Genomic DNA, 11364 nt, shown 5'->3' with positions numbered 1-11364 from the left:
GGCCCACCGGGCGGACCCACCTCGAAGGAGAGTCATGAGTCACCACCACGATCACGCGCACCCGACGGTGTCGGCGCAGCCGATGAGCCGTCGGACCCTGCTGAAGGCACTGGCGGCATCGTCGGTCGCCGTCGGCATCGGCGCCGCGGCCGCCCCGGCCGCCTCCGCAGCATCCGCCTTCGGCACGAAGGCCGCCCTCCCGACCGTCACCGCCGGCAAGCGCCTCGTCCCCGTCAACCGCATCGGCATCCAGCTCTACACGATCCGCGACAAGGTCAGCTCGCTGGGCTTCCGCGCCGTGTTCGAGGAGCTCGCCAACATCGGCTACTCGGAAGTCGAGTTCGCCGGCTACACCCAGGGCCAGAACGGCGCCATCACGCCGGCCCAGATCCGTCAGCTGCTCGACGACAACGGCCTGCGCGCGGTCGGCGCACACGTCAACCTGAACGCGGGCAACATCGACGCGCAGCTGGAGATCGCGAACGTGCTCGGCATGCCGCACCTCGGCCAGGGCGGTCCCATCGCCGGCGGGTACGGCGGGCCGCTGCCGAAGGAGCAGTGGACCACCGCGATCGCAGCATGGAACGCGATGGGCGCCAAGGCGAAGGCCGCCGGCATCAAGCTCTACGCCCACAACCACTCGCAGGAGTGGAACTTCACGACCGACACGAAGGAGCGCGTCTACGACCTGCTCTGGGACGGCTTCGACCCCGACCTCGTGTTCTTCGAGATGGACGTCTACTGGGCGCACGTGGGCAAGTACCTCTACCCCGGCGTCGAGCCGATCGACTACATCAAGCGCGACCCGCGGCGCTTCCCGATCCTCCACCTCAAGGACGGCAAGACCAACACGGCCAGCACGAACGGCTACGACATCGTCGAGTTCGGCGCCGGGAACATCGACTACACGGCGTTCCTGTCGGTGCTCCGCGACCGCGGTCAGCGCTACGGCGTCTTCGAGCAGGACAACGCCTCGACCGTCCCGCTGAACCCGGGGGGCAACTCGCTCGCCAACGCCGACCGCAGCTACGACAAGATCGCCGCGCTGCGCGGCTGAGAGACCAAGGACATCACATGAGAAACCTGATCAAAGCGTCCACGGTCGCGCTCGTCGTCGTCGGGGGCAGCCTCGTCGCCGTCCCCGCGTACGCGGCCGACCTGACCTGCTCCGGCGACCTGGGCAGCCAGACCGTCGCGGGCACCCTGACCGTCCCGGCCGGCGTCGACTGCGTCATCGGCGGCGGCACCGTCGAGGGCGACATCATCGTCGAGGAGGACGGCTGGCTCGACGCCACGTCGGTCACCGTGACCGGCGACGTCATCGCCACCGACGCCTACGGCGTGTCGATCGACGGCACCAGCGTCGGCGGCGACATCGTCGCCTACTCGGCCGACACCCGCGGCGGCTTCCTCTACCTCAACGACCTCGCGGTCGGCGGGTCGGTCGAAGCCGGCGGCATCGATGTCGAGGTCACCGACAGCACCATCACCGGTTCGCTGAACACCCTGGCGGCCACGTACGTCGACCTCCTGCGCACCTCGGTGGACGGCGACGTCTCGATCGACGGCTCCGACTACGGCGTCTCGGTCTACGGCGCCATCGTCAAGGGCGGCGTCTCGGTGAGCGGCAGCTCGCGCGATGTGCTCATCGGCGCCGACGCCGACGGCGCGGCCGACTCGTTCGGGAACACCATCGGCGGCGGCCTCTCGCTCACCGGCAACACGGCGAACCTCCGAGTCGCGTCGACGACGGTGTACGGCGGCATCGCCCTCGACGGCAACACGCCCGCAGCGGCCTTCGGCACCGGCGTCCTCGCCGGTTCGGTCACCGGCGACTACACGGGCGAGGCGCCCGGGCAGGCCGACGGCGACCAGTCGATCGCGGTCACCGTTCCCGAGCAGGGCGACGGAGAACTGACCTGGTCGCTCGAGGGGACGTCCAACCTGGTCGACCTCGGTGTGGCCGAGGAGCGTCTCGACCACTACTTCGCCGATGGCGAGATCGTGCCGATCCGCATCCAGGACACGCGTCGCGACAACCCGGCGTGGTCGATCACCGCGCAGGTCTCGGACTTCACCGCGGGCGGCGCGGCGGTCTCGAGCAAGTACCTCGGCTGGATGCCCGAGGTCTTCGAGTCCGAGGGTGGAGCCGTAGCCGGCCCCGCCGTCCCCTCGGGCTTCGACGGTGGCGACGGACTCTCCGTGGCGCGCACGCTGGCACAGGCCGACGCGGGTCACACCCGTGGCTCGTCGCTCGTCGGCGCCGATCTCGAGCTCAAGCTTCCGCTCGACACCCCCCGCGGCACCTACACCGCAACGGTCACGCTGACTGTCCTCGGCTGATCATCCCCTCCCGCCCCGGTCGGCGACGTCGAGTCGTCGGCCGGGGCGGGATCCCTTTTTCCGAAAGCGAGCCCCCCGCCATGTCCCAGGCGCCCTTGTCCCCCTCCCCTCTTCCTCGACGGCACCGCGGGTTCCTCGCGGTCGTCTTCGGCCTCCTCCTGGCCTTGACCGCCCCCGGCGCCGCCGCCTTCGCGCAGACCACCGCCGACCCGTCGTACGAGACGACGGTGTCGTGGAGCGTGCGCCCGGCCGACACCGCACAGGGCACCGGCCGCCCCAACTTCGCCTACGAACTCAACCCGGGCGGCACCGCCGGCGACGCCCTCATCGTCACGAACCGCAGCGTCGATCCGATCGACCTCGGCATCTACGCAGCCGACGGATTCCTCACCGCCGACGGCACCCTCGACATCCTCGCCGGCGGCGAGCCCTCCACCGAGCTCGGCAGCTGGGTCGACATCGACGTCCCCCAGCTGACCCTGGCCAGCGGCCAGGCGGTCGAGATCCCCTTCACCGTCGCCGTCCCCGCCGACGCCGCGCCGGGCGACTACGCCGCCGGCGTCGTCGCCTCCATGCTCGTCACCGGCGACGACGGCACGATCACCGAGCGACGTCTGGGCTCCCGCATCAACCTCCGCGTCCTGGGCGACCTCGTACCCGCCCTGTCGGTGACGAACGTCTCGGTCGACTACCACGGCACCCCGAACCCCATCGCCGGCGGGGCGGCCACGGTCACCTACACGCTCGTCAACGACGGCAACACCCGCCTCTCGCCCGACGTGAACGTATCTGTCGCCGGCCCGTTCGGATGGGCCCCCGTCACCGCCGCCGAGGAGGTCCCCGACCTCCTCCCCCGCAGTTCCATCGAGCGCACGGTCGAACTCGCCTCCGTTCCGCCGCTGGCCCTCCTCACCGCGGAGGTCACCGCGACGTCGACGGTCGTCTCCCCCGGCATCACGACCGACGCCGCCCTGCCCGAGCCCCTCGTCTCAAACGGATCGGCCGCGACCGCCGCGGTCCCCTGGACGGTGCTGGCGATCCTCCTGGTCATCGCCGCGCTGATCTACTGGCGGATCCGCGCGCACAAGAGCGCCAAGGTGCAGCAGCAGCGCGCGATCGACGACGCCGTGGCCGCCGCGAAGGCCGAGCTCGCCGCAGCCGAGACGACCGACGGCCCGGCTCCCGTACCCGCCGGAAGCGCGGCGACGCCCGGCTCGCCCTGAGCGAGCCCCCAGACACACCTGCGGCGCGGGGAGGGACACTCCGCGCCGCAGGTGCACCATGTCCCATGGCCGCTCGCGCCGTGCGCGCCCGCTCGTCAGCCCTCCGCGTCGGAGGAGACATCCGCGTCGGAGGACGAGGTTCGCCGGCGGTCTCGCCCCCATCGGACGACAGCGCTGCACGACCGATCGAGGAGAGCGCAGGAGGATCCTCGAAGACCGCGGTCTCGTCGGAGAACGACGACCGGTGGATGCGGCGTGGCCGCCTCAGGAGGTGATGAAACCGCTGCTGAGGGCCTCGGGCGAGAGTGCGTGCTCGACGGCGAGCATGCTGGCGCCCAGGACGGCGGCCCGTTCGGCGGCGATCGACTGCACGATGGAGAGGTATTCGGTGGCGAGCGGCGTGGAACGCGTGTAGACGACCTCCCGGACGCCGGCGATGAGGTGCTCGCCCACCCGCGCCATGGATCCGCCGATCGCGATGATGGAGGGGTTCATCAGACTGACGCAGGTCGTCAGCACCTCGCCGATGTCGCGCCCGGCCTGGCGCACCGCCTGGATGGCGTCGATGTTGCCGCGCTTGACCAGATCGACGACGTCGCTGCCGGTGTGCGCGTCGATGCCCTGTTCGCGCAACGCACGCGCGATCGCGGGACCGGAGGCCAGCGCCTCGAGACAGCCGCGGTTGCCGCACTGGCACGGCACGTTCGCGCCCCGGGCGACCTGGACGTGTCCGATGTCGCCGGCGATGCCCTGCGCGCCGCGCTGCAGCTCGCCGCCCGAGATGATGCCGGTGCCGATGCCGGTGGAGACCTTGACGAACATGATGTGGTCGACCCCGGGCCACGCGACGGCGCGTTCGCCGAGAGCCATGATGTTCACGTCGTTGTCGACGAGCACGGGCACGGGCATCGGCAGGTGCTGCTGGATCCAGCCGGGGATGTCGAAGCGGTCCCAGCCGGGCATGATCGGGGGGTTCACCGGCTGGCCGGTCGAGTGCTCGACGGGGCCGGGCACACCGATGCCGATCGCGGCGACATCGCCGACGGTACGGCCGGACGCGGAGAGGAGCGCCGTGGCGCTCTGGATGAGCCAGGTGAGAACCGGCTCGGGGCCGAGGGCGACGTCGAGCGCCTCGGAGTGCTCGTCGAGCACGTGACCCGTGAGGTCGGTGATGGCGACCGTGGCGTGCGATGCGCCGATGTCGGCGGCGACGACGACCTTGGCCGCGGGGTTGATGGCGAACTGCGAGGGCGGGCGTCCACCGGTGGAGACACCGTCGGCGACGGGAGTGATCAGACCCATGCGCATGAGTTCGTCCACGCGCACCGCGACCGTGGAGCGGGCGAGCCCGGTCGATTTCGCGAGTTCGGCGCGCGTGCGGGGAACCCCGTCGCGGAGCAGCTGGAAGAGCTGGCTCACGCCTGTCACAGACTGTGTGGAGTCCGTCGTCATTCTTGCCACGCCCTCAGTAGATCACTAGATGCTATCGCTCAGCCGTTAAGTCGACGGCGGCCACGCAGAAGCGTGGCCGCCGTCGCTACATGTTCGCCTCAGCTCGACTTTCCGGACGGCCGCGCGAAGCGCTGCTGCAGGAGCACCGCGACCACGATGATGACGCCCTTCGCCACCGCCTGCACCGACGAGGACAGGTTGTTCTGCACGAACACGTTGGTCAGCGTCGAGAAGATGAGCACGCCGAAGACCGTGCCCGTGATGGTTCCACGTCCGCCGACGAGCAGCGTGCCGCCGACGACGACGGCCGCGATGGCGTCGAGCTCGAGGAGCGTGCCGTTGGTCGAGCTTCCCGCGGTCGTGCGACCGAGGATCATGACGGCACCGATACCGGCGCACAGGCCCGACAGGGCGTAGAGCCACATCGTGTGACGGCGCACGTTGATACCGGCCAGACGCGCGGCCTCGCGGTTACCGCCGATGGCGACCGTGCGTCGACCGAAGGTGGTGCGGTTGAGGAGGATCCAGCCGAGCGCCGCGACCAGCACGAAGATCCAGATGAGCACGTCGACGCCGAGGAAATCGGCGTTCATGAAGCTGACGAACCCGCGATCGCTGACGATCAGCGTGCGACGGTCGGCGAGGATCTCGGCGAGACCCCGGGCGCCGACCAGCATGGCGAGCGTCGCCATGAACGCCACGACGTTGCCGTAGGCGATGACGATGCCGTTGATCAAGCCCGCGCCGAGACCGACCGCGAGGGCGATGATGACGATGAAGACCCAGTGGAGGTTGTCGGCGAGGTCCTGCACCGCGGCGAGGGTGGCCACGACCGAGGCGAGTCCGAGCACCGATCCGACGGAGAGGTCGATACCGCCGGCGATGATGACCAGCGTCATACCGATGCTGACGACGCCGAAGATCGACGCCTGCCGGAGGATGACGAGGATGTTGTCGACCGACATGAAGCTCGTCGGCGCGGTGATGGCGCCGACGATCACGATGACCAGGAGCGCGACGACGAGGCCGAGGTTGCGGCCGACGGGTCCCGAGAGGGCGCGACGCCATGCGGGCTGAGGTGAGTCCACGGGCGTCGCCGCGGTCTCAGGAGGGGCGCTTCGCAACCCGGTGGGGGACATCTGCTCGCTCACGCGGCGGATCCTTTCATGACGAGGTCGAGCACTCCGTGCTCGTCGATCTGGTCGGACGGGAGGGTGCGGAGGATGCGGCCGTCGGCGACGACGAGGACGACGTCGGCGAGACCGAGCACCTCCTCGATCTCACTGGAGACGACGACGACGGCGTTGCCGGCGGCGGCGAGATCGCGGATCAGGGTGTAAATCTCCGCCCTGGCGCCCACATCGACGCCGCGGGTGGGTTCGTCCAGCAGCAGCACACGGGTTCCGTGCACCAGCCACCGGGCGAGGAGGATCTTCTGCTGGTTGCCGCCCGAGAGGGTGCGCGCGGCACGATCGGGATCGGCCGGACGAAGCTCGAACGCCTCGATCTGCTCCAGCGCCGTCTTCCGAGCCGAGCGGTCATCGGTGAAGCCGCCCTTGGTGAACTTCTTCATCGACGCCAGCGTGATGTTCACGAAGATCGGTTCGTCGAGCACGAGGCCCTGGCTCTTGCGCTCCTCGGGCGAGAGGCCGATGCCGGCCTTGACCGCATCGACGACCGACCCCTTCTTCAGGGGCTTGTCACCGACCTTGACCGATCCGTTGGTCGCCTTCCGCGCGCCGTAGACCGTCTCGAGGATCTCGGAGCGTCCCGACCCGACGAGGCCGGCGAGTCCGACGACCTCGCCCGCTCGCACCGTGAACGAGACGTCTTCGAAGACGCCGTCGAGCGCGAGGTCGCGCACGTCGAGCATGGTCGCCGCATCCGCCGGCACCGGGACACGCGGGGGGAAGATGTTGGCCACCTCGCGGCCCGTCATGAGTCGGATGAGTTCGGGCGTCGGCGTGTCGGCCGCAGAGAGGCCCACGGCGGTCGTGCGGCCGTCCTTCAGCACGGTGATGCGATCACCGATCTGGCGGATCTCCTCGAGGCGGTGCGTGATGTAGACCACCGCGATGCCCTCGGCGGTGAGCTCGTGCACGACGTGGAAGAGGTTCTTGACCTCTTCGGTGTCGAGCACGGCGGAGGGCTCGTCCATGATGATCAGCTTGATGTCGTGCGAAAGGGCGCGCGCCATGCTGACGATCTGCTTGTTGGCCGCGCTCAGGGAGCCGACCTCCGCGTGCGGGGAGAGGTTCGAGTGCCCGAGGCGCTTGAGGAGCGCCCGCGTCTGCTTGGCCGCCTCCGAACGCTTGGTGAAGCCCCCGCGAGCCAGCTCGTGGCCCAGGAAGATGTTCTCGGCGATGGTCAGGCCGTCGACGACGTCGAGCTCCTGGTACATCGTGGCGATGCCCAGCTCGATGGCTGCCTCGGGCGTCGGGATATCGACGACCTCGCCGCGCCAGCGGATCTCTCCGCCGTCCGGGCGATGCACTCCGGCGAGGGTCTTGATGAGGGTGGATTTGCCCGCACCGTTCTGCCCCAGCACGCAGTGGACCTCACCCGGTGCGATGTCGAGATCGACACCGCGCAACGCCCGAACGCCGGCGAAGGACTTCGTTACATCCCGTACCTGGAGTAATGACGACTGATGGTCAACTTTGATCACCGGGCGAACATAACACGACACCGCACCAGCGCGCGACCCTTTCCCGCACGTCGATGCGGCGGGCACGTACAGACCGTCCACGCACGCGCGGGCGCGGGTTTGCGCGCCTCCCGACAGGTCAGCGGAACTTATAACCGTCGGATAACAAAAGTTGCCCAATCCGCCGTCACTTCTGTTACGGTGATGCTCGTCAGCGTGGACCTCTCCTTCGTATGGAACTCCCGAGAGCACGCTGGCCCAAGCTGCATCACATTCAAGGAGGAAAGAACATGCGCACAATCCTGAAGTCGCGCTCTCGCCTGGTTCTCACCGGCGTTGCGCTTCTCGCCAGCGTCGGACTTCTCGCGGGCTGCACCGGCGGCGCCGCCGAGGGCGAGAACGTCGTCGACCAGGGCACCACGACCGAAGAGAACGCCGAAGCCGGCGACACGGTCGTCATCGGCTTCTCCGGTCCCGCGGCCGACCACGGCTGGCTCGGCGCCATCAACTCGGGCGCCCTCGCCGCAGCGGCGAGCTTCCCCGATGTCGAGCTCCGCCAGGCCGAGGGAACCAACGACGTCACCGCGCAGATCGCGGCCGTCGAGACGTTCATCAACGACGGCGTCGACGCCATCGTGCTCCTCCCCAGCGACGGCGCAGCCCTGACCGAGGTCGCCATCAAGGCGATGGAGGCCGGCATCCCGGTCATCAACGTCGACCGCGAGTTCTCGAGCCCGTTCGCCGCGCGTTCCACCGTTCTGGGTGACAACTACGGCATGGGCGTCAGCGCCGGTACCTACATCTGTGCCGAGCTCGGCGGCAACTCCGACGCCGTCATCGGCGAGATCGCCGGCATCGACTCGCTGCCGCTGACCCAGGACCGCTCCGCGGGCTTCGCCGACGCGCTGTCGGACTGCGGCCTCGAGGTCGGACCCCGCGTCGCCGCGGACTTCACGGTGCAGGGCGGCGAATCGGCCACCTCGCAGATGCTCTCGGCCAACCCGAAGATCGACGCCATCTGGAACCACGACGACGACCAGGGCATCGGCGTCCTCGCGGCGATCTCCGCCGCGGGTCGCGACGAGTTCTTCATGGTCGGCGGTGCCGGCAGCCGCAACGCGATGGAGGCCATCGAGGCCGACGACAGCGTGCTGAAGGCCACCGTCATCTACCCGTCGACCCAGGCCGCGGACGGCATCGCCCTCGCTCGCCTCATCGCACAGGGCAAGACCGCGGGCGACCTGATCACGCCGAGCGTTCCGAACCGCATCGTTCTGGACGCGCCCGTCGTGACCAAGGAGAACGTCGCGCAGTTCATCGACCTCTCCTTCGAGTCCTGATCTGATCGTGTGGGGGCACCCGTCATTCGGGTGCCCCCACCTTTCACCCGTTGTCTAGAGAAAGACCTTTGCCTTGACCAAGCCCCTCCGCGTCGCAATGATCGGCGCCGGTTTCATGGGTGTCGCGCATTCCCAGGGATGGCGCGTCGCCCCTCGCTTCTTCGAACTCCCCCTGCAACCCGAGATGTCGGTGCTCGTCGGCCGCGATCTCGAGCGCACGCGGACGTCCGCCGAATGCTGGGGCTGGTCGGAGGCTGCCACCGACTGGCGCGAGGTCATCGCCCGCTCCGACATCGACGTGGTCGACATCGTCACCCCCGGTGACACCCACGCGGAGATCGCCATCGCCGCGCTCGACGCCGGCAAGCACGTGCTGTGCGAGAAGCCGCTGGCAAACTCCGTCGCCGAGGCCGAGGCCATGACGGATGCTGCCGAGCGCGCCGCCGCGCGCGGGGTCCGCTCCATGGTCGGCTTCACCTACCGCCGCGTCCCCGCGGCCACCTTCGCCCGCGACCTCGTCGCCGCCGGCCGCATCGGCGACGTCCGCCAGGTGCGCGCCGAGTACCTGCAGGACTGGCTCAGCGACGCCGAGGCGCCGCTCACCTGGCGCCTGCAGAAGGACCGCGCGGGGTCGGGCGCACTGGGCGACATCGGCGCCCACGCCGTCGACCTCACCGAATTCATCACCGGCCAGAGCCTCTCGCGCGTCTCGGGCATCCTCGAGACGATCGTCGCCGAGCGCCCTCTTCTCGGCGAGTCCTCGGGACTGTCGGGCACCGCGACCACCGAGCGCGGCGCGGTCACCGTCGATGACCTCGCCCTGTTCACGGGGCGCCTGTCCTCCGGCGCTCTCGCCTCCTTCGAGGCCACCCGCTTCCGCACCGGACGCAAGAACGCCCTGCGCATCGAGATCGCAGGCTCCACCGGCGCGCTCTCGTTCGACCTCGAACGCCTCAACGAGCTCGAGTACTACGACGCCACGGCACCGGCGGAGGAGCAGGGCTTCCGCCGCATCCTCGTCACCGAGCCCGGCCACCCGTACGTCGGCAACTGGTGGCCCGCCGGCCACATGCTGGGTTACGAGCACGGCTTCTCCCACCAGGCGAAGGACTTCGTCGAGGCGATCGCCGACGGCTCCGCCCCCACGCCGTCGTTCGCGGACGGCCTGCACGTGCAGCGCGTCCTCGACGCCGTGGAGCGAAGCTCGAACGCCGACAGCGCCTGGACGCCCGTCGACTGACCGACTTCTCCTCCCCCGCCTTCTCAGGCGATTCCGAGTACCGACGAAAGGACACCGCGATGGCGCGACCGATCACGCTTTTCACCGGCCAGTGGGCAGACCTGCCCTTCGAGGAAGTCGCCCGCCTCGCGGGCGAATGGGGCTACGACGGCCTGGAGATCGCCTGCTGGGGCGACCACCTCGACCCGTGGCGCTGGGATGACGACGCCTACGTGCAGGGCAAGCTCGACGTGCTCGAGCGCAACGGCCTGAAGGTGTGGACGATCTCGAACCACCTCAAGGGCCAGGTCGTCTGCGACGATCCGATCGACCAGCGCCACCGCGACATCGTGTCCGATCGCGTGTGGGGCGACGGCGATCCGGAGGGCGTGCGCCAGCGCGCCGCGGAAGAGCTCAAGAACACGGCGCGCCTGGCCGCAAAGCTCGGCGTGAAGACCGTCACCGGCTTCACCGGCTCGTCGATCTGGAAGTACGTCGCGATGTTCCCGCCCGCCAGCGCCGAGATGGTCGCCGCCGGCTACCAGGACTTCGCCGACCGCTGGAACCCGATCCTCGACGTCTTCGACGAGGTCGGCGTGCGGTTCGCCCACGAGGTGCACCCGTCGGAGATTGCGTACGACTACTGGACGACGAAGGCCGCCCTCGAGGCCATCGGTCACCGCGAGGCGTTCGGGCTGAACTGGGACCCGTCGCACATGGTGTGGCAGGACATCGACCCGGTCGGCTTCCTCTGGGACTTCCAGGACCGCATCTACCACGTGCACTGCAAGGACACGAAGAAGCGCCTCGTCGACGGTCGCAGCGGCCGCCTCGGTTCGCACCTGCCGTGGGCCGACCCGCGCCGCGGCTGGGACTTCATCTCGACCGGCCACGGCGACGTGCCGTGGGAGGACGCCTTCCGCATGCTGAACGCCATCGGCTACCAGGGACCGCTGTCGGTGGAGTGGGAGGACGCCGGCATGGACCGCCTCGTCGGCGCCCCCGAGGCCCTCGCCTTCGTTCGCCGCCTCTCGAGCTACGAGCCGTCGGCCGCGGCCTTCGACTCCGCCTTCAGTACGAAGTAGCCTCGACGCCAAGGGCCCGACTCCCCAGCCCGGGGGTCGGGCCCTTGCTCTGTGC

General features: G+C 69.5%; 9 protein-coding genes. 6 read left to right on the top strand and 3 right to left on the bottom strand.

Features of this window, described 5'->3' with window-relative positions; translation table 11 throughout:
- Positions 1-34 precede the first annotated feature (34 nt).
- The 3 genes from DEU34_RS01270 (at position 35) to DEU34_RS01260 (ending at position 3566) form a co-directional block, all read left to right on the top strand.
- Positions 35-1057 (top strand): sugar phosphate isomerase/epimerase, encoded by a 1023-nt coding sequence (locus tag DEU34_RS01270; protein WP_259459993.1) that lies wholly within the window; start codon positions 35-37, stop codon positions 1055-1057.
- A 17-nt stretch (positions 1058-1074) separates the two neighbouring features.
- Positions 1075-2343 (top strand): hypothetical protein, encoded by a 1269-nt coding sequence (locus tag DEU34_RS01265; protein WP_121148116.1) that lies wholly within the window; start codon positions 1075-1077, stop codon positions 2341-2343.
- 80 nt (positions 2344-2423) lie between these two features.
- Positions 2424-3566 (top strand): hypothetical protein, encoded by a 1143-nt coding sequence (locus DEU34_RS01260; RefSeq protein WP_121148114.1) that lies wholly within the window; start codon positions 2424-2426, stop codon positions 3564-3566.
- 264 nt (positions 3567-3830) lie between these two features.
- Here DEU34_RS01260 and DEU34_RS01255 read toward each other — a convergent pair whose 3' ends face one another.
- From DEU34_RS01255 to DEU34_RS01245, 3 genes are all read right to left on the bottom strand, one after another.
- Entirely contained in the window at positions 3831-5018 is a 1188-nt protein-coding gene (locus tag DEU34_RS01255; protein WP_121148112.1) for an ROK family transcriptional regulator, read from the bottom strand.
- Between the two features lie 98 nt (positions 5019-5116).
- On the bottom strand, positions 5117-6169 hold the full coding sequence (locus DEU34_RS01250) for an ABC transporter permease (RefSeq protein WP_396652096.1): 1053 nt from the start codon (positions 6167-6169) through the stop codon (positions 5117-5119).
- Complete coding sequence (locus DEU34_RS01245; protein WP_259459992.1) at positions 6166-7686, bottom strand: sugar ABC transporter ATP-binding protein; 1521 nt, start codon at positions 7684-7686, stop codon at positions 6166-6168. Before DEU34_RS01245 ends, DEU34_RS01250 begins: the two co-directional genes overlap by 4 nt.
- Positions 7687-7955: 269 nt before the next feature.
- On the opposite strand from DEU34_RS01245, the gene DEU34_RS01240 reads away from it, so the two are divergent.
- From DEU34_RS01240 to DEU34_RS01230, 3 genes are all read left to right on the top strand, one after another.
- On the top strand, positions 7956-9005 hold the full coding sequence (locus tag DEU34_RS01240; protein ID WP_121148109.1) for a substrate-binding domain-containing protein: 1050 nt from the start codon (positions 7956-7958) through the stop codon (positions 9003-9005).
- 97 nt (positions 9006-9102) lie between these two features.
- Entirely contained in the window at positions 9103-10245 is a 1143-nt protein-coding gene (locus DEU34_RS01235; RefSeq protein WP_121148108.1) for a Gfo/Idh/MocA family protein, read from the top strand.
- Between the two features lie 59 nt (positions 10246-10304).
- Entirely contained in the window at positions 10305-11309 is a 1005-nt protein-coding gene (locus DEU34_RS01230; protein ID WP_121148105.1) for a sugar phosphate isomerase/epimerase, read from the top strand.
- The last annotated feature ends 55 nt before the right edge of the window (positions 11310-11364 follow it).

The sequence above is a fragment of the Microbacterium sp. AG1240 genome (assembly GCF_003635115.1).
In the GTDB taxonomy this organism is placed as follows: Bacteria; Actinomycetota; Actinomycetes; order Actinomycetales; family Microbacteriaceae; genus Microbacterium.
Note: the sequence above shows the minus strand (reverse complement) of the source record. Positions and strands in the feature narration are given on the sequence as shown.